Source organism: Parabacteroides merdae ATCC 43184 (assembly GCF_025151215.1).
GTDB lineage: Bacteria > Bacteroidota > Bacteroidia > Bacteroidales > Tannerellaceae > Parabacteroides > Parabacteroides merdae.
Window position 1 is genome coordinate 204,412 of record NZ_CP102286.1, and the last position, 20,208, is coordinate 224,619.

A 20,208-nucleotide genomic window follows, 5' to 3' on the forward strand; every position below is an offset into this window, starting at 1 on the left:
GTAAAACCGGGTAGTTTTTATTGTCAGATAAGGGACTTTAGTTGCCGGACATCCCCATGTTGCCATCCTTAACACCCGGATGTACCGGCTCTCTACACCCGGATGTTAAGGATGGCAACATGGGGGTGTTTATAGAATTATGTGCTTGTCTTTGCTAAAAAAAGAGATAGCTTTTGTGGAATGAAGAACCGTATTTTGCCAATTTAATACCTATTATATTCGTTTTTACATTTGTTTATTCGATTATTTTATATGCTTTTTAAAAAGTAGAAGAAAGTAGTATATTGATTTCCAGTTACATAATAAATTTTATGTGTTTCAGACGTGATAGAGGAGTGATAAAGGAGTGATAGAGGAAAACGTCCTGTATCACTCCTCTGACGCTTGAATATGAATAGCTACAACCTTCGTAGTGATAGAGTGATAGAGGATTTTCAGGAAACTTCGTATGCCGATCACAATCTTCTTTGAAAACGGAGGGGGATACTTTGGGGGGCAAAATGTATGTGCCCCCCTTATTGAGTTAAATTAATGGGATCTTTTTATTTTATCTGCTTGAACGCTTTTCCCAGCATATCCGTGATGTCACTGGCGATCATGCTTTCTTCTGAACGGTAGACGGCAGCCAGGTCACCGGCTGTCCCGTGAAGGAAAACACCTGAAACGGCTGCCGTTTCGGGCTCTAATCCCTGTGCGAGCAATGCTAAGATGATACCTGTCAAAACGTCACCACTACCCGCCGTAGCCATACCCGGATTTCCACAATTGTTGAAATAAACGTTTCCGGTAGCCGTACAGATTGCTGTATAAGCCCCTTTCAAGACAACGCAAAGTTGATGATCGGTAGCGAAAGCTTGAGCCTTTTTCAACCGTTCGTATGAATTAGTGCTTTCACCCGCTATCCGGTCGAATTCTTTGGGATGCGGTGTCAGGATGCTGCGTGGAGGGATGCGTTTCAATAAATCTTTATTGGCTGCAATCAGGTTCAACGCGTCGGCATCGATCACAAGTGGCTTTTCTACTACTTGGAGTAGTTGTTCCAGAGCTTTGACGGAATCCGGATGTTGTCCCAGACCAGGCCCGATCGCGATTGAGGAGTAGGCTTTGATACCGGAAACAGAGCTGAAATGATCTTGATGTTGATCCAGATCAACCATCGCTTCTGGAAAGGCAGTCTGCAAAATCTGCTCGCCACGTCCGGGGATGTGGACGGTCAGTAAGCCTGCTCCACTTCTAAGGCAGGCTTTAGCGGATAGGAGGGCTGCTCCCATCTTTCCGTGGCTTCCGGCGATCAGAAGCGCATGGCCGAATGTCCCTTTATAGGCAAAGCGGTTACGGGGTTGGAAAACAGCAGCAATATCTTCTTCCGTCACCAATGTGAATTGTGTCGGGGTGCTGGCAATTATTTCCGGGTGTAACAGGATGTCCAGTACTTTCCATTCACCGACAAATTCTGCATTTTCGGGAAGTAGAAACGCTAATTTCGGAAAACCGAATGTCAGCGTCAGATCGGCATGGATAATAGCGTCCGGATCGTTCTTGCGGTTGTCTTCTCCGAACAGGCCGGAAGGAATGTCGATCGCAACGACGGTCGCATCCGACTGGTTGATATATCTTACCATCGCGGCAAATCCTCCGGTTAAGGGGCGATTCAGGCCGGAACCGAACAAGCCGTCTATCACGACATCCCGTTCTTCCAGTTCGGGCGGGACAAAATCGTCCACGACTTCCGTGAATTCGATCTTTTCCATGTGAAGCAACCGTTGCTTGTTCAGCTCACAGTCATCAGAAAGACGCATGGTTGGATTGAACAGATAAGTTTCCACCCGGTAACCGGCATCCGTCAGCATACGGGCGATTGCCAGCGCATCGGCTCCGTTGTTTCCTTGTCCGGCAAATACGATAATACGAGTTTGTTTGGAATAGCGGCGGCAAAATTCACTTGTAAATACGGTTGCCGCACGTTCTACCAAGTCGATAGAGCTGATCGGTTCGTTTTGAATGGTATATTTATCGAGCTCTCTGACTTTATCTGTTGAGAATATCTTTATCATAACTATCGGTTGTCTTTGTTTCTTTGTGCATACAAATGTAGGAATATTACTTTTCTTTTGAAAGAAAAGTTTTGCTTACTTTTGAGTCACTGGGATTTTGCTGTGCATGTAATTTGTTTTCATAAAAAAACACTCCCGATTATCTGTTAATGACATGATAATCAGAGAGTGTCTTCTTTTGAGCGGTAGGCGAGGCTCGAACTCGTGACCCTCAGCTTGGGAAGCTGATGCTCTACCAACTGAGCTACTACCGCGTTGGATGGTGCAAAAGTATACAAATCTTTTATTTTTTACTACCTTTGGCTCAAAAAAATTAGAATAATTTATAGGAATGGAAAAGCTAACGCTGATAAAGGTGGGAGGAAAGATTGTGGAAGAAGAGGAAACACTTCGCAATCTGTTGAATGATTTCTCGCAGGTAGAAGGATATAAAGTGCTGGTTCATGGGGGCGGACGTTCCGCTACGAAGCTGGCTGCACAATTGGGTATCGAGAGTAAGATGGTGGGCGGTCGCCGGATTACGGATGTTGACATGTTGAAGGTGGTTACAATGGTTTACGGGGGACTGGTCAATAAGAATATTGTCGCCGGCCTTCAGGCCTTAGGTATAAATGCGTTGGGACTGACCGGAGCGGATATGAATCTGATGCGGTCGGACAAACGTCCGGTGGGAGAGGTGGACTACGGTTTTGTCGGTGATGTGAAAGAGGTGAATGCGGATCTGCTGGCATCCCTGATTCATCAAGGTATTGTTCCGGTATTGGCTCCCCTTACACACGACAAACAAGGACATATGTTGAATACCAATGCTGATACGATCGCAGGAGAAGCCGCAAAAGCTCTGGCGAAACATTTTGAAGTGACTTTGATGTTCTGCTTTGAAAAGAAAGGTGTCTTGAAAGATGAGAACGATGATGAAAGTGTGATTCCCGAAATAGACCGTACGGCTTTCGAGCAGTATGTGGAAGCGGGTGTGATTCAAGGGGGAATGATCCCTAAGCTCGAAAATTCGTTTCAGGCGATCGATGCCGGGGTTAAGCAGGTGATTATCACGCAGGCTTCGGATATTCATTTGGGGAAAGGTACACGTGTCTTTTAATGTGTTACTAAATTTGTTGCTAATATTATGTTTTGCAACAAATTTGGGTTGTAAAATGATAATAAGTAAAATTGTTTCGTATATTTGTGGTGTAAATAGTTTAAGTGTATTTTTTAAGACGAACGTTGGGATACTGTACAGGTCTGTTTTTGGGTAACTAATTTGCGAAGGAATATATAACAATATACCTGTACAAAATAGAAGGGGGAGCTTGGGAGAGTTTCCCCTTTTCTGTTACCTTTGCTTCGTGTAATAAAAAGGCGATGGAAAATAGGAAAATAGTTGTGAATATTCGGAACGTCGTGACCCGTTTGCCGGAACTGCGTTTTGAAGAACCTCTCAATTGGATAATAGAAGAGGGACAACAATGGGGTGTTATCGGGCCGAACGGTGCGGGTAAAACATTGATTGCTGACGTCATGCAGCGTAAATTTGCATTGAAGGAAGGCGAAGTTGCTTTCGGATATGAGGGAAATGTCGGTACCCTGGTGAAAAGTATAGCATTTAAGGATATTTACTCCTTGGCCGATTGCCGTAATTCTTATTATCAGCAACGCTGGCATTCTACTGAAACGGATGAGGTCCCAACAATAGAAGATATATTAAAAGAAGATGCGGGATCGGAAGATTATCATAAAGTGTTATCTTTGTTCGGCATAGAAGAGCTTTTGCCAAAGAAACTGATCTTCCTGTCCAGTGGTGAGTTGAGGAAGTTTTTGATTGTTCGTACGTTATTGAAGCATCCTCGTGTCTTGATATTGGATAATCCGTTTATCGGATTGGATGCTCCTTCGAGGGGTGTTCTGGTGGAGATGTTGCAGCAAATAACGAAGTTGAAATGTGTGCAGGTGGTTTTACTGCTTTCTAATCCGGACGATATACCTGAAATGATTACACATGTCTTACCGGTCAAGCAACGCAAATGTCTTCCTGTTTACAGCCGAGAGGAATTCCTGAAGCAAACGGATCTGATAGCCGATTTATTCCCATTCGAAGGAAAGGAAGATTCCGTTCGGAGCGGGGCGTTTTCACTTCCGGTCGGGGAACAGAAAGAACCTTCCGCTCATCTCGTTACTTTCAGGATGGAACATGTTTCGATCAAGTATGGTAACCGTACGATTCTGAAAGATCTGGATTGGGAAGTGAGAAACGGGGAGAAATGGGCGTTGTTCGGTCCGAACGGGGCTGGCAAATCGACTTTGTTGAGTTTGATTTATGCCGATAATCCGCAGTCGTATGCCAATACGCTTTATCTTTTTGATCGTAAACGTGGTTCGGGGGAAAGTATCTGGGATATAAAGAAGCGTATCGGATATGTTTCCCCGGAAATGCATCTTTTCTATATGGAGAATGTGCCGGTATTGAATATCGTCAGTTCCGGATTTTTTGACTCGATCGGGTTGTTCAGGAAATGCACGGAGAGGCAGCAACAGGTAGCTTTGGCCTGGATGCGTGTATTCGGTATTGAAGAGTTGAAAGACCGTTCTTTTCTTACACTTTCTTCCGGTGAACAGAGGTTGGCGCTTTTAGCGCGTGCGTTTGTCAAAGATCCGGACCTGATTATCTTGGATGAACCGTTGCACGGATTGGATGTGAGCAATAAAAAGAAGGTGGCTGCCATTATCGAGCAGTTCTGTTCGCGTCCGGGAAAGACGTTGATTTATGTCACGCACTATCTGCATGAATTGCCAGCTTGTGTGGATAAACGTTTTGAATTGGTTAAACACGCTTAAGGATTTGTCAGATGAAATACAAACTTGTTGCCTTTTGGTTGATCGTTTTCGGAGCTTTGTTTGCTTTTTTGCAAATGTGTTTCGAGTATCATTTTTACTATATAGAACAGAGTCAGCTGTTTTTGTTTTCCGAGGCGTATATAAGGAATAAACTGCTTCTTCCGGGTGGCTTTTCCATGTTGGTGGCGGAATTCCTGGTGCAGTTTTTTATCCGTCCCTATGTTGGGGCGTTGGTTACTGCGGTCTTATTGACAGGTGTCGGGGTTTGTACGGCTGGTATTGTGAAACGGATCGCGCCTGTTTCGGGGCTTTTTATCCTTTATGTGCTACCGATGTTGGCTTTGCTGTTCATGCATTTCGACTTCAATTACAGGGTACAGGGCACTGTTTGCTACCTGATGATGATGGCTTTGCTCTGTGGGTATATGAGGATACGGAATGATCTTTTCCGTTTGGTGGCAGGTTGTGTGTTGGTTCCGGTCTTGTTTTGGTTGGCAGGATCGATTACCGTCTTGTTTGCCGGAATGGTTTGCCTGTTCGAAGGGTTGCGGAAGACGCCTAAATGGTATATCTCGTTGATCGGGGTTGCGGAAGTTTTGCTATTGGGTGTTGGAACGGTTTATTTCTCTTTGATGGGTGAATACCGATGGGTTTTTGGTCCGGATCTGTATTACCATTATACGCTCCATCCAAAAGAAATCATTTATTATTCTTGGATTTGCCTGCCTCTGGTCTTTCTTATCGCTTTCTTTGTCCGGAATAAGAATAGTTTGTCCGGGAAGAAATTGTTTGCGGGGATCAGTTGTATTGCTCAATTGGCTATGATTGCTGCCGTTCTGTGGTGGGGAATGCCCAAATATAGCGATGCAAAGACACTGAAGTTGAAAAAACTGGATTATTTTGCCCGAACGGAACAATGGGACAAGACGATAGAAGAATGTAAAGGGAAACTGACAAATTTCTTATATATGTGCCATCTGAATATGGCATTGGCCAATAAGGGAGAACTTTCGGATAAAATGTTCAACTTCGACCAGCGGGGACCTCAAGGGTTGCTTGTACAATGGAATAAATCGGAAAATATCTCTTGCATGCTCAGTGATATCTATTTTACGATGGGGGCAACCGCTTCATCGCAGGAAATGGCTTTTGAGGGGTATGTGAGTGCTATGGAGGATGGCAATCCTCGTATGTTGAAGAGACTGGTGCAGACAAATCTGATTTACGGTACGTATCCCGTAGCTGAAAAATATATCTCAATACTTGAGAAAACATATGCATACCGGGATTGGGCTCAATCACAGCGCAAATACCTTTATAATGACGAAGTTGTCGAAAGCGATCCCATATTAGGAACCCGTAGGCGGATGTTGCCGGATCGGAATTCATTGGCAATGATAAAGGGGTTGGCAGGAGATCTGGCGCTTTTCTTGGAAAAAGGACCTGCCAACTCTGCTGCTTTGCAGTATTTGGGTGCAATGTATTTATTGGCTAAGGATCTGGAAGGATTTAAAGCGCTGGTGGAAAAATATTACGGGACAGAGTTTTTGCCCGTATTGCCCGTGCATTTTCAGGAAGCCGTTATTGTGATGTCTGAAAAAGAACCGGATTACTGGAAACGTTTCAATGTCTCCGAAACAATTGTTGCCCGCTTCACCGACTATAAAAAGCAGGTGCTTGCGAACCGCAATAACAGTGCTATTGCCGGGCTGTTGAACCGGTCGTACGGAAATACCTACTGGTTTTACTTTATGTTTAAATGATGCGTAAGAAAATGGAAAGAAAGAATGTATATATATGTATGCTGGCGGCTTTGTTGTCTTGTTCCGACTCGGTGAAAGTGAGCCGTACATTAGACGCGATGCCTGCCATTTTTCCGGATTATAACGGTGTGGTTATTCCTCCTAATATGGCTCCTTTGAATTTTGCTTTGGATGATCAGGATGCCGGATCGCGTGCTGTTTTTTCTTTTGGTGGGCAACAATTCGAGGTGAAAGGAGAAAAGGGTAGCATTGTGATTCCTCCTTCCAAATGGAAGAATTTGCTGGAATCGGCTGCCGGTGACTCCATACAGGTGACGGTCCAAGTGAAACAAGGCAATGAATGGGTGGCCTATTCTCCTTTTACTATCCGGGTTGCTCCAGAAAAGGTAGACTCTTATTTGGCTTATCGTCTGATCGATCCGGGATATGAGTTGTGGAACAAGATGGGAATCTATCAAAGGGATTTGGAGAGTTATACGCAAATTCCTATTATTGAAAATAAGATGAGTGGAAACAACTGTGTGAATTGCCATTCGTTTTGCATGCAGGATCCGAATAAGATGCTGTTTCATATGCGCGAGACTTTTCCGGGGACGATCCTGGTCGATGGCGATAAGATTGAAAAGCTGAATACCAAGACGAAGGAAACGATTTCTCCTTTGGTTTACCCTTCCTGGCATCCTTCGGGCAAATATGTGGCTTTCTCTGTGAATACAACCAAGCAGGCATTTCATCTGAATGACAGGAATAGGGTGGAAGTATATGACGAGGCTTCCGATGTAGTGGTGTACGATGTGGAAAAACACGAGATCGTGACGGCTTCAAATATCTTTTCGAAAGATGCTTTTGAAACATTTCCGACTTTCTCTCCCGACGGAAAGACACTCTATTTCTGTACAGCAGAGGCTCGACCTATTCCGCAGGAGTACTCGGAAGTCAAATATAATTTATGTTCCGTCTCTTTTGATCCGGTGACACGTGCTTTCGGGGCGCAGGTCGATACGCTTTACAATGCGAAGAGCGGTGGGATGAGTGCTTCTTTTCCGCGCGTTTCGCCTGACGGACGTTACCTTTTGTATACATTATCCGGTTATGGAAACTTTTCGATCTGGCATAAAGATGCTGATTTATATATGGCGGACCTTCAGACAGGCACGAGCCGTCCGTTGGTGGAAGTGAATAGCGACGATGTGGAAAGCTATCATTCCTGGAGTAGCAACAGTCGTTGGTTCGTATTCAGTAGCAGGAGGATAGACGGTTTATATACACGCCCATATATTGCTTATGTCGATGAAGACGGCAAAGTTGGCAAGCCCTTCCTGTTGCCTCAGAAAGATGCCGGTTTCTATCAGTCCTTTATGAAATCTTTCAATATCCCGGAATTTATAACCGGAAAGGTAAAAGTACGAGGCCGGGTCTTGGCTATTAAGGCAAAAGAGGATAAGGGGACGGATGTCAGGCTTGCTCAGCAATAAGGTTGGATAGAAAGAAAAGAAATGGTGGTGTATCAAAAGAGCTGTAATCCTTTTTTGATACACCACCATAATAATAGGCAATTTCTTTTTATGGAAGAGTAATAAGAATAGAACCACCTTCTCCTGTGTAATCAAAACCTCCTTGCAAAGCTTCTATGTAATAGTAAGGAGCTAATTGGAAAGTCTTGTCATCTAGCTGTTTATTATTTGCCAAACTGATTCCTGCAAAATCACTTGGGTGGTGGGCATAAATTGCATTTGAGGCACTTCCGTCATAATTGATTCCGATAAAGAATTTATTATAATAAATAATGCCATCCTTAATCCAAAATTCGATATAATCGCATGAAGTTGAGGCTACAGCGTTTCCCCATCCGCCATCATCATTTTTCAAACCTTGTTCATATGGTTTCATTACACGATAACGGTCAAAGCCATCCGCTTTTTGAATTTCTACATTGTAAGGCTTTTCTGTAAAAGCCAAAACGTCAGCAAATGTACCTGTTCCCAAAGATACCCAGTTATAGTCTTTATTAACCGTAACTGAAACTGTGTTACTGCCACTTACAGGTTCATTTGTATTATCCAATGTTAGTGTGATATTCAATTCTTTGCCAATTTCCAAAGGAGATACGTTGACTGTGACTTTTGTCATATTTTCACCAGCAGCAAAAGTATAATCGGAAACAGTACAACCGGCTAAGGGGACTTCATCGACCGTAGCAGTCAATACAATGGTCCCACTTGATTCGCTGTCGGCATTTGCACGTACTAGATCTACTGTAAAGGTCGGATCAGCAGGTGAAACCGTGATATTAGCTAAAGAAGCATTTACAAAAACAGCTCTATTTGCTGCATCTGTATTATATAGAGCACATTCTTGTTCATTATCACAGGCTGCAAAGCCCAAGATAATTGATAGAAGAGTGGTTAATGTTGATAATTTTGAAATATATTTCATCGCTTTTATCTTTTAATCAATGAATAAATTTATTTAGTATCACCGACCGGATTTTGGTCTTTGGTCTGGTCTAGACTGGAATTTCCATCAAATTCAGTTTGAGGAATTGTCAATACCCACATATAGCTTTCCGGGTCATTTGCATTGCGATTAACAAGCAAAGCGTCAGTCGGCCAACCCATTTCTGCAGTTCGTTTGAATCCCTGTTTCAAACGACGAATGTCGTAGATACGACCAAATTCGCCCCAAAGTTCGATACGACGCTGTATAATGATTTCTTCCAATAATGAACCTGTATAATCAGAAGTCAATTTTCCCATAGATGTACCGGACTTTTGAGCACAGCTGTAAGACGCGTCACGCTTACTCATCAAATCCATTAAGTATTCGCGTGCACCAGCATCATTTCCTAAACGACATTCTGCTTCAGCAGCAATCAGGTACATTTCTTCTATACGCATCCAAACATAATCTCCCATCCAAGTTTGGATATCGGAAAACTTAAATTTTTCCTGCTGATAACCACCATCTTTATTGTTGGCATCTTTCGGGTTCCACCAGACCAACCGTTCGTCTTCCGTTCCCATTTTTCCATACAAATCTTTGTTGATCTGTTTGCGGGCTTTTGCTCCGTATTTATCGGCATCTGCATCCATGTGTGTGAACAAACCTGCATACATACCGCTTTGGTCAGATATGATTTCTGCCCCCCACATAACATTTGGTGCGCTTACGCTGTTCAAACCTTTAAATTCTGAAACTTTTGCAATCGTGCATTTGCTTACTGCAATAGCTTCTTCCGATGATTTTTTAGCGGTAGCCCAGTCTTCCATCACTAATGCGATACGAGCCTGCAAGCCTAATGCTGTGGCATAGTCGATATGTGAAATGTGTTTGCGGGTTGTACCGTTTAACCGTTCGACAGCTTTATTGATGTCATTCATAATCTGAGCATATGTCTCTTGCACTGTAGAACGTGGTTTTCCTTCTGTACCGGCGACTGTCGGCTCGACATATATAGGGCAACAAGGTTCACCCTCATGTCCTTTATAGGTCCGGGCAAAACTTTGCGCTAACATGAAATAGGAGTAAGCCCGTATTGCATAGGCCTGCCCCATGATATAGTTGACTTCCGTTTCTGTCCCTGCCATAGTTTCCTCTGCATCAAGTATATAATTAGCATTGGAAATCCAAGTATAATAGCAATTCCATAAATCATATGAGCGCCAAGTAGTAGCAGTATATCTGCTTTTTACGTTATATAAGCAATCATACCAGAACCAGCCGCTGCCCATTGCAGCCATGATCATATCTTCTCCCATCACATCGGCCATCAGATTGTAAGCACTGATACCGAAGCATTGGTGTGTATTATCTGTTGGAGACCATGCTGAATACATGGAACGGTAAAGACCGTTCAGTGGAACTAAAGCCGCATTGGCATTTGCTAATAGTCCGCTTCCGGACATTGAATCAGTCGGATTGGTATCAAGAGAACTTTCCAAGCATGACGATAGAGTCGTACAAGCCACCAGACCGACAATCATATATTTGAATATCTTTTTCATCTTGTATCTTATAAAATAATGATTTAACATTAGAAGTTAATTTCTACACCAAAAGAGTATGTTTTGTTTGGTGTATACGAATAATCGGTTTCACCCTTAAAATTGTATTGAGGGTCCATACCTTTCAAATGAGAAAATAACGCCAGGTTATCAATGGAACCGAATACACGGACATTTCCCAGTTTTGCTTTTCTCATCCAGTCTTTAGGCAAGGAATAGCCTAATGTGATATTTTTGATTGCAAAATAAGATGCATTGATTAAGAAACGATCTGTCGTTGTATAAGCACCGTTGATTTCCACACGAGGCACATCTGTAATATCGCCTGGTTTCTGCCAACGGCGTAGCTGATGTTTATTCCAGGTGTTCGTCGCATATTGGGCGTTCATGGAACCTGTATACAGACTGTCATATATTTTACCGCCAATCGAATAGGAGGTTAGGACTGACAAATCGAAGCCTTTGTAAGAAAAGTCTGTTCCAATACTTCCGTAAAGATCCGGAATACGGTTGCCTTGATAATATTTACTGGTTGATGCTTTTGAATAGTCATCGCTGATACGTTCGTTGATGATGTTTCCATTTTCATCCTTGTCGTATACCCAATAGAGTTGAGCGCCTGTAGCTGGATCTACTCCTGCTGATTTAGCCATATAGAACGTATTGATAGGCATGCCCTCTTTGATACTGTAAACTCCCTTGATGATTTCGGGTGCTGTATTAGTCAGCTTCAAGACTTTATTTTTTACAGTTGATCCCATCCAACTTATATTCCAGACGAAATCATCCGTTCTGATAGCAGTACCTCTTATTTCAAATTCGAAACCCGAGTTTCTCATGTCTCCGACATTGGCATTGTAGCCATTGAATCCGGTAGAAGTTGCCATCGGGTAACTTAACAACATATCGACAGTCTTACGATTGTAATATTCGGCATTGACGGATAGACGGCTTCCAAGGAAGGTCGCTTCGACACCAACATTCAAGTTTCCATTCTTTTCCCAAGACACTACCTGATTTTCCAATGAAGAAACCATACCTCCGATTTGGTTCGAATTCGGCCAATCTAAATCATACAAGCTTTGCCATAAGTAATAATTGCTTGTCTTATCTGAATTCAGGATATTATCATTACCTTGTTGTCCATAGCTTAATTTCAAAGACAGATTATCAATCCATTTAACATCTTCCATGAACGCTTCTTTGGAAATACGCCAGTTACCACCGATAGACCAGAATGTTCCCCAACGATGATCTTTATGAAAACGAGAAGATCCATCGGTACGCAAAGATGCAGAGAAATAATACTTTTCATCATAATTATAGTTGAAACGTCCTAACCACGATTCGATACGATATTTGTCCGTATAAGAATCGGCTGCATACAAAGTCGTTCCCGGACGCAGTTCAAGGATACCGTCTACCAGGTTTGTTTTTCCAGCCTTCAAATATTCGTGGCTGTAAGCATAAAATTCATGTCCAGCCAAAACATCAAAAGAATGTAATCCGAAAGAACGGTTCCATGACAACAGTTGGTTGAAAGTATAACTTTGCATGCGTGTGTTATATTTGGTCAATAAACCACCTGCTGTAGCCTGGTTTCCATGATACATATTCATATAGCTCATTCGTGATTGGTTGCGGTAATCAAGACCGAAATTCACATTCAGTTTAATTCCCTTGAAAACACCGAAATTATCTTTATCTGAACCAAAAGTCACTCCAGTGCGAAGGCTTGCCACATCATTCTTTTTATTTGATTTGTCGTCAGTCAAACCGCCGACTGGATTGTAATCCGTATAGCTTCCCGGACGTCCGTTTTCTCCATAATCCAATTGAGGTTTTCCATCTTCACCCAATACATTCTTTCCATCCAATCCCTTCACATAGACGGGAAATAACGGTGAAACGAACTGTGCTGAATACCATACATTTGATGTGGAAGATCCGTCATAGTCACTGTAATCCTGCACTGAATTAGACAAGGAGGCATTCATGTTGGCCTTAAACCAATCTGTAATATTAGAATTAACGTTTACACGAGCATTATAACGCTGAAAGCCTGTATTGATAAGAATGCCATCTTCATTCAGATAACCGAGAGAAAACATATATTTTGTTTTTTCAGAACCGCCGTTTACAGATAATTGGTGTTCTTGCCTGAATGCATTATCTCGTTGAACTGCATCCATCCATCGTTCATTCCAGGCTGAAACAGCATCAGCTTGTACCATTCCTGTTTCAGGATTGATCAAATTGTCCCATGTGTAATTCTTAAACGGGTTGTATAGTTCACCACCTAAATTGGCACTTAAACCGGCTCTTGCCATCTGTTGTGCTTGTTCCCATGAATAACCAGAGTTGAATACGTAACCATTACGAAGAGCTTCATAAGTTAATTGCACAAATTCTTTCTGATCGACCATATCATACGGTTGGATAGCACGTGATGCCCATCCTACAGTTGAACGCCATGTTACTTGAGCTTTTCCTTCTTTACCCTGTTTAGTTGTGATCATAACGACACCGTTCGCACCACGCGCACCATACAAAGCACCAGCAGAAGCGTCCTTCAATACAGTCATAGACTCGATATCAGACGGATTGATGGAACTTAAAGAACCATCGAAAGGAATACCATCGACAACATACAAAGGATCTTGTGATGCATTAATTGAACCATAACCACGGATTACAATGGAAGCATCTTCGCCAGGCTGTCCGGATCCTGAAGTTGTCAACAATCCTGTTGCCTGTCCTTCTAACCCTTTTGTTAAGTTCGTAATAGGACGGAGTTCTAATTTTTCATTACTGATCGTAGAGGCCGATCCCGTAAAAGAACTTTTTTTAGCGGTACCGTAAGCGACAACCATTACTTCGTCAAGCATCTGATTGTCCCCCTCCAATACTACATTTACTTTTGGCTTGATTCCAACCTCCTGAGACTTCATCCCCACGAAGGAAACTACCAGAGTCTTTGCAGAACTCAGTTAATGGTTATATTGTTGATTATTAAAGTGTTATTTGATTTATCTTTTAAATCATCATTCTCCTATAAAAGATAACATTCTAAATATAGAGCAAACTGATTTATTTGATTAACAATGTGTTAAAATGTTTAGTGAAAGTAGCAACCACATCCTTAACAGTTCTAAACTGTGCTGTAGTTCTACCTGTTTCCTCCTGATTTCTTGATGTAGATTAAACTATCTTGCAGGATTCTGATACACATTTTTAAGCCAATATTCAAAAGCCGGATCTTGGATTTCTATCGTATTGCCAGGCAATATATCGATCAAATCTTTTTCAAGTGTCGCTTTTTTCAAGTTTTTGATATTTGCTGAAGTTCCCAATTGATAGTGCTTCAAAATGTCTTTAGATGAGAAATTAACCACTCCATCGGCGACAGCTATCAAAAAGCTAATTTGACGGGAAGTCAAAGAATCTATTATATTGGTAAACAACAGGCTCAATTGACCGATCAAACTGTTGAACGCCTCATTGACAATAGCTTCCGAACACTCTTTTGATGTACGCAACCAAGTTTGCTGACTTAATTGCTGAGTATAATACGGATGGTTTTTCATTTTATCGGCAATCATACCAGATAATTCATCCGATATTTGCTTTCCGGTATCAGCAAACCGTTGGGAAATAAATGCAACCCAGTCTTTTCGTTCTATTTTTTGTAAGAATAAGATATCGCCAAATTTGTAAAAAGGCATACTGTAGTCATTGAAAATACTCAGTAACATATGACGTTTACTCCCATACAGGCAATAGCAAACAGATGTATGTGTCTGCCAATGAGCACGAAGTTTACGTTGAAAAGCAAGCGAATCTTCATATTCGTTGATATTTTGGAATTCATCAATGCAGACAATGATCTTTTTACCTTTATCTTTAGCGATCTGTTGTGGCAAATCTAATATCTCATCATAAGACAACCGGTTATCTTTAAAACCGATACCAAAAGATAATTCATAGCTCTGACTGCCTTCGGAAAGAGAAACAGTAGGTGCCATTCGGCTCAAATATTTTTTTACTCCTGCTACAAATTCCTCCCAAGCAGAGGTAGATACCCGCATTAAAGCATTAGCATAGGCCGTATAAAATTGTTCTTCCGTTCTACAATTAAAAATATCGACTTGACAGACCAGTGTATTCTTGTTCTCTTCTGATAAAAGTTTGGCACACTTATTTACCAAAGATGTTTTACCCCAGCGACGTGGAGATATAATAACGGTATTAATGAGATTCTTGAAGTTTTGTGTCAACAAAGCAACCTCATTTTTCCTGTCAGTAAAATTCAAGTCATCGGCAATACGTCCGTAAACAAATGGAGCCTCCATAGTATAATTTTTTATATCTAAACAAATGTAGCAACAATAGTTGGAAGGTGCAAATATGAAACTGGTTAATTTGAAATCGATTGATTTCAAATTAACCAGTTTCACGCACATTGACTAATAATAATGTAGGATATGGAGATACTTATATATAATAGTCACAAAAGAAAATAGGCTGTTATATAAGAATAACAGCCTATTTCTCATTTGAATATTATCCTGTTAGAAGTATCCTTCATTTTGTTTGATATTGGGATTTACATCTATTTCAGACTGTGGTATTGCCAAAATCGTGCGATAATCCTGATAACTCGGAGATATAAGATCGGTGTTGTTCAAGAAATGATATCCACCCTTACGAGTTACCGTAATCCCTAAACGCATGATGTCATAAAAACGATGACCTTCCATCACCAATTCTTTGCGTCTTTCTTTCAAGACCAATGCTTCGGTAGCAGTCACATCTGAAGCGGAAGGAATAGCACGTTTGATGATCGCATTCAAGTATTTATTTGCACTAGCCTGATCAGCAGAAGATTTTTTCAATGCAGCTTCAGCAGCAATCAAATAAATATCTGACAGACGGATTACACGAATATTGTTTACGGCCGTTTTACCATTGATCCCTGGATATTTGTTCATGTAAGTACGTCCTTCGACTGATGCTGCAGTTAGCAAATTACGACGGATGTCATCCGGGTTCTCGTTGATAAGATCTTCAAATTCTTTCGTGTTGGAAACAGCAGCATATCCTTTAGGATCGACTACATATCCAAACATTTCACGATCACCGGCATCCAAATCCGAAATTTCCAGATCGAATACGGATTCCGAAGAGTATCTTCCAGACCATGCTGCAACATAGTCTTCTGTTTTCAGCAAAGAATACGGAGAATTTTTGATTACATCTTCTGCATAAGAAAAAGCTTTATCCCAATCTCTTTTATATAGATTGACACGTGCCAGTAAACCTTTTACGGCCCAACTGTTGAAACGTCCGTCTTTTACTTCCGTCCCGATACATTTCAACGCTTCCTCCAAGTCGTTGATGACCATATCATACCCTTCTGCAACAGTTGAGCGACTGGGAAGATCATCTGCGCTCAAAACATTTTTTACCAATACTACACCCGGAGTAGCTCCATTTTCTACAAAATAAGGCTTTCCGTATGTAATCAGAAGGTTGAAGTGACATAAAGCACGAAGAGCTAAGGCTTCTCCTTTTGCATTATTAAGTTCATCTCCTGCAGGAAGGTCTCCTGTTTCAATTGCATTCAGCAATACATTCGCACGGTTGATAACGGCATACGGATAGCTCCATAAATTTTCCGGCGAGTTATTCTGACGGTGTATGAAACGATAATAAGTGTCGGTTCTTAACCCCCCGGAAGAGATTGTCTGTACGTCTTCACCCCCCACTTCGGCGCGTGATACAAAATCACAACCATAATAGTTGGCACTCTTTAAACTGTAGTATGTTCCGTTAAGTGCTGTTTCCACATCTTGTAAAGTCGTGATAGCATCTGTGCTGACCAATGAATCTGAAGGGAAAGTTTCCAGATATCCATCACAAGATGTAAATGTCACTGAAGCTATTGCTACAGCAGCAAATATAGATTTTATATTTAGTCTATTCATCATTGTTATTATTTATAGTAAAACGAATTCCGGATTACAATCCGATTTCAATACCAAATGTTACTGATTTCAAGTTCGGTAATGCCCAAGTGGCCACACCATTGACCGGCTGTTCCGGATCAATATTCTTATAGGCGGCCCATGTCAGCAGGTTGTTACCGGAAGCGAAGATTCTGACATTTCTCATTCCAGCAGCCTGCATCCATTTTGACGGCAAATTATAAGATAATGTTACAGTCTTCAGGCGGAGATGGTTTGAACTCTTCATATGACGGGAACTTCCGTAACGAGCATATTGATAGCTATTGATACGTCTCGGAACATCTGTAATGTCACCCGGTTTTTGCCATCTGTCCAACTGCTGGATACCAATGGATTGATATGCAGTTTCACCATCTGTATCTGTGTACAGCAGTGCAGGATCATCCATGATATGTCCACCTAAAGAGAATGAAAATAAGGCGCTTAAATCCAATCCCTTCCAAGAAAGGTTATTTCTCCATCCTCCGGTTACTTTAGGATCCGGTTTTCCGATAATAACACGTTGAGCCTGTGACGGATCTTTAGTCAATCCACGATTGATGGTTCCATCTTCGTTTTCAGTGTTCAATACCCACTGTTCTTCACCCGTTTGAGGATCAACGCCAGCCCATTCACGGCTCCACCAAGAATAATAAGATTCACCTTCTCTCAAGATGGAAGTTCCGCTAATGATGTCTTTTCCTCCATACAGTTTGCTGATCTTGTTTTTGTTATGAGATAGAACTATACCTGTAGACCATTTTACTGCTGTTTCATTGAATACGTCATAGTTCATATCCAATTCAATACCACGGTTATTCATGGCTCCTACGTTTTTCAATGTATTATTGAAACCAGTAGTCATTGAGACCGGAACATCTTGCAACAAGTCTTTTGTTTCACGATTATAGAAATCGAATGCTACACTTAAACGGCCGAACAGTCTGGCATCGAAACCGATATTGAAGTTCTCATTCTTTTCCCATCCCAGATCCGGATTAGGAATAGTCGTAGGAGCAGATCCCGGTTGATCCTGATAGTTAAAGCCATAACCGAACAAACTCAAATGTGAATAGAACTTAGAGGGTAAAGTACCATTTATACCATAAGAAACTCTTAGCTTCAAGTCATCAACATAAGTCAAATTTTTCATGAAAGCTTCCTGGCTCAATCTCCAAGCAGCAGAAACAGACCAGAAGTTACCCCAACGTGTGTTTGCTCCTAATCTTGAGCTACCATCACGGCGGTAATTTGCAGAAATGTAATATTTGTCGTCATAATCGTAATTTATACGAGAAAGCAAAGATAACAGATGATCTTCGCTATATCCGGATGAGGCTGTCATCGGTTCCGACGTATTACCAAGTTCTGGTAATTTATCGTGCGGATAGTTGGCGCCGACTGCTTGGACAAATTGTTCTTTTCTGTCGTCAACATCCCATCCGAGCAAAACATCCAGATTGTGCTTGTCGGCAAATGTGTTGGTATAATTCAATACCGTTGATGAATAGATGTTGTGGTGCTGATATGGATATTTGATCATCAAACCATTGTAAGCCTCACCGTTATTCGAATTCATCGGCCAGTAAGTTGTTGACTGGTTGTCGATAAAGTCATAGCTTATTGTTTCCTTGATTGTCAGCCCTTCGATTATTTTATAAGAAGCCCATAAGGAGTTGGTACTTCTAAGCACTTCGGATGTATTTTTATCCAATCCTTGATCCCTTAATGGGTTAGGCACATTTAATTGATCCAAGGGAAAACCTTCATAAAATGAACCGTCCTCATTATAAATAGGAAGGTTAGGGATTGCATACCAGTTTTTAACGAAATAGGCATTGGCATAAGCCGTTCCTTCCGAAGCCATTTCTGATTTTTGTTTTGAGAATGAGATATTAGCTCCCATCTGCATTTTCCCATCTTTTGATTTATGGGTTACGTTTACTCTACCGGTAAATCCTTCCATACCGGTGGTATTAATCATACCGTCTTCCGTTTTGTAGTTCAATGAAGCGAAGAAATTTGTCAGTTCACTACCTCCCTGTGCTGAAAACTCATAATTCTGGTTGAATGCACTTTTCTTGAATAATGCATCTTCCCAGTTTGAATAGTGATCTCTTAAAGGAGCGAAAGTATCTGCACCTTCTTGTGCGTAAGCTCTTGCTTCTTCTTCTGACATATCTTTGTATAAAATACCTTCATTGTAATATGCTTCATAGGTAAGTTCGTGCTGCTGTTCCCCTGAAACAGTTTCCCTGTTTTTAACAGCCCAGTCGGAAAAACCCCAGTTCGCTTTAAAATTGATCTGAGTTTTGCCTTCCTTACCTCTTTTCGTTGTAATAAGAATTACACCATTTGCAGCACGTGAACCATACAAAGAAGCAGCCGCAGCATCTTTCAAAACCGTGATATTTTCAATGTCGCTCGGATTGATTGAAGACATGATATTGAAAGCTTTTGAGTCATTACTTACTCCAGATACAGCAATATCTCCGGAAATAACCGGTACACCATCGATTACATAAAGAGGTTCATTTGTGGCGTTCATAGAACCTGTTCCACGAATACGAATGCTTAAACCTGCACCAGGCTGTCCACTGCTCGAATTTACGGTCAGACCAGTTGTTGCGCCTTGCAAGGCTTGTTCAAAAGATGTAACAGGTACATCTTTTAATACTTTTTCCGCATTTACTGATGAAGCGGCTCCGGTAAAAGATGATTTCTTAGCAGTACCATACGCAACAACCATCACTTCGTCAAGCATTTGGTTATCTGCTGCCAACACAACATGTAATGTCGGTTTGATGCCGATTTCCTGAGATTTCATACCTACAAAAGAAACTACCAGAGTCTTTGCAGAACTTGATAATCTATCAATTGGGTGATTATCAATATGTTATTTATTGTCTTTTAAAGACTGGTTGTGGAAGGACTATCAAATTGTTATCTTGTTAATGCTTAATATTAGCACATACCTGTTACTTTTAGACATTAGCGAGAATTCTTTTTACAAAATAAAGACTTAAGTTGTCTTTTGATGGAATAATTAGCCATTTATTAACATGTATATAAGAAAATGTAATTTGTAAATCTGTCATTTACATTAAGCAATGTGGAATAAATTTTATAAGAACAATGCAAAAATGTAATAATAATTTTTTAACAACTAGGTAAACTAATCGTTTCATGGGATCACATAATTAACAAAAGATTCATGTAAGTAAACGATATTTTAGATGATTTCATATAACAAAGTATCGCCTCCTTTAAAATTACTACTTATTACCTATACGTAAATACCGTTTTTGGACGTTATGTAGGGTACTATGTATTTGCGATAGGTAGTACTACATACGAATAATATGATGTATGTCTTGAATTAGTTTACTATGACTTTCGGAATAGTTTATGCTATGTTACGGATCAGTTATCCTAAGAGAGCAGGTAGATTCCGGGTAATGTGTCTACAGTCTTTAATTATTTTCTACCCTTGTAGACCCGAGGCGTTTTTTCACCCTTCAGAATTGTCCAAAAACGGTATTTAGGC

At 41.2% G+C, this 20,208-nt stretch carries 11 protein-coding genes and 1 tRNA gene; 4 read left to right on the forward strand and 8 right to left on the reverse strand.

The window, feature by feature from the left end:
- Positions 1–542: 542 nt before the first annotated feature.
- Complete coding sequence (locus NQ542_RS00760) at positions 543–2,054, reverse strand: bifunctional ADP-dependent NAD(P)H-hydrate dehydratase/NAD(P)H-hydrate epimerase (RefSeq protein ID WP_005641343.1); 1,512 nt, start codon at positions 2,052–2,054, stop codon at positions 543–545.
- Positions 2,055–2,235: 181 nt separating this feature from the next.
- Positions 2,236–2,308: transfer RNA gene (locus NQ542_RS00765), tRNA-Gly, on the reverse strand.
- A gap of 77 nt (positions 2,309–2,385) precedes the next feature.
- Between NQ542_RS00765 and argB the strand changes: the two genes are divergently transcribed.
- The 4 genes from argB to NQ542_RS00785 all read left to right on the forward strand — a co-directional run bounded on the left by argB (position 2,386) and on the right by NQ542_RS00785 (position 8,124).
- Positions 2,386–3,153, forward strand: a complete 768-nt coding sequence (gene argB / locus NQ542_RS00770) for an acetylglutamate kinase (protein WP_005641341.1) — start codon at positions 2,386–2,388, stop codon at positions 3,151–3,153.
- Between the two features lie 263 nt (positions 3,154–3,416).
- Positions 3,417–4,886, forward strand: coding sequence for an ATP-binding cassette domain-containing protein (locus NQ542_RS00775; RefSeq protein WP_005641339.1), 1,470 nt, complete (start codon positions 3,417–3,419; stop codon positions 4,884–4,886).
- An 11-nt stretch (positions 4,887–4,897) separates the two neighbouring features.
- Positions 4,898–6,649, forward strand: coding sequence for a DUF6057 family protein (locus NQ542_RS00780; RefSeq protein WP_005641338.1), 1,752 nt, complete (start codon positions 4,898–4,900; stop codon positions 6,647–6,649).
- Between the two features lie 11 nt (positions 6,650–6,660).
- Entirely contained in the window at positions 6,661–8,124 is a 1,464-nt protein-coding gene (locus NQ542_RS00785) for a TolB family protein (RefSeq protein ID WP_005651162.1), read from the forward strand.
- Between the two features lie 88 nt (positions 8,125–8,212).
- Here NQ542_RS00785 and NQ542_RS00790 read toward each other — a convergent pair whose 3' ends face one another.
- The 6 genes from NQ542_RS00790 to NQ542_RS00815 form a co-directional block, all read right to left on the reverse strand.
- Positions 8,213–9,085 (reverse strand): hypothetical protein, encoded by an 873-nt coding sequence (locus NQ542_RS00790; RefSeq protein ID WP_005641333.1) that lies wholly within the window; start codon positions 9,083–9,085, stop codon positions 8,213–8,215.
- Positions 9,086–9,114: 29 nt separating this feature from the next.
- Entirely contained in the window at positions 9,115–10,653 is a 1,539-nt protein-coding gene (locus tag NQ542_RS00795; protein WP_005651166.1) for a RagB/SusD family nutrient uptake outer membrane protein, read from the reverse strand.
- A 29-nt stretch (positions 10,654–10,682) separates the two neighbouring features.
- Positions 10,683–13,604 carry a SusC/RagA family TonB-linked outer membrane protein gene (locus tag NQ542_RS00800; RefSeq protein WP_005641329.1) on the reverse strand — a complete coding sequence of 974 codons (2,922 nt, stop codon included), beginning with the start codon at positions 13,602–13,604 and terminating at the stop codon, positions 10,683–10,685.
- Between the two features lie 255 nt (positions 13,605–13,859).
- Positions 13,860–15,005 carry an AAA family ATPase gene (locus tag NQ542_RS00805; RefSeq protein ID WP_005641327.1) on the reverse strand — a complete coding sequence of 382 codons (1,146 nt, stop codon included), beginning with the start codon at positions 15,003–15,005 and terminating at the stop codon, positions 13,860–13,862.
- A 219-nt stretch (positions 15,006–15,224) separates the two neighbouring features.
- Positions 15,225–16,643, reverse strand: a complete 1,419-nt coding sequence (locus NQ542_RS00810) for a RagB/SusD family nutrient uptake outer membrane protein (RefSeq protein ID WP_005641325.1) — start codon at positions 16,641–16,643, stop codon at positions 15,225–15,227.
- Between the two features lie 31 nt (positions 16,644–16,674).
- Positions 16,675–19,488 (reverse strand): SusC/RagA family TonB-linked outer membrane protein, encoded by a 2,814-nt coding sequence (locus NQ542_RS00815; RefSeq protein ID WP_050760754.1) that lies wholly within the window; start codon positions 19,486–19,488, stop codon positions 16,675–16,677.
- Positions 19,489–20,208: the final 720 nt, after the last annotated feature.

What these genes read in the sequence shown, in the direction of transcription:
- NQ542_RS00815 (WP_050760754.1), bottom strand. Translation starts at nt 19,488, where the DNA reads ATGAAATCTCAGGAAATCGGCATCAAACCGACATTACATGTTGTGTTG.
- NQ542_RS00800 (WP_005641329.1), bottom strand. Translation starts at nt 13,604, where the DNA reads ATGAAGTCTCAGGAGGTTGGAATCAAGCCAAAAGTAAATGTAGTATTG.
- NQ542_RS00790 (WP_005641333.1), bottom strand. Translation starts at nt 9,085, where the DNA reads ATGAAATATATTTCAAAATTATCAACATTAACCACTCTTCTATCAATT.
- NQ542_RS00780 (WP_005641338.1), top strand. Translation starts at nt 4,898, where the DNA reads ATGAAATACAAACTTGTTGCCTTTTGGTTGATCGTTTTCGGAGCTTTG.
- NQ542_RS00785 (WP_005651162.1), top strand. Translation starts at nt 6,661, where the DNA reads ATGGAAAGAAAGAATGTATATATATGTATGCTGGCGGCTTTGTTGTCT.
- argB (WP_005641341.1), top strand. Translation starts at nt 2,386, where the DNA reads ATGGAAAAGCTAACGCTGATAAAGGTGGGAGGAAAGATTGTGGAAGAA.
- NQ542_RS00795 (WP_005651166.1), bottom strand. Translation starts at nt 10,653, where the DNA reads ATGAAAAAGATATTCAAATATATGATTGTCGGTCTGGTGGCTTGTACG.
- NQ542_RS00775 (WP_005641339.1), top strand. Translation starts at nt 3,417, where the DNA reads ATGGAAAATAGGAAAATAGTTGTGAATATTCGGAACGTCGTGACCCGT.
- NQ542_RS00760 (WP_005641343.1), bottom strand. Translation starts at nt 2,054, where the DNA reads ATGATAAAGATATTCTCAACAGATAAAGTCAGAGAGCTCGATAAATAT.
- NQ542_RS00805 (WP_005641327.1), bottom strand. Translation starts at nt 15,005, where the DNA reads ATGGAGGCTCCATTTGTTTACGGACGTATTGCCGATGACTTGAATTTT.
- NQ542_RS00810 (WP_005641325.1), bottom strand. Translation starts at nt 16,643, where the DNA reads ATGATGAATAGACTAAATATAAAATCTATATTTGCTGCTGTAGCAATA.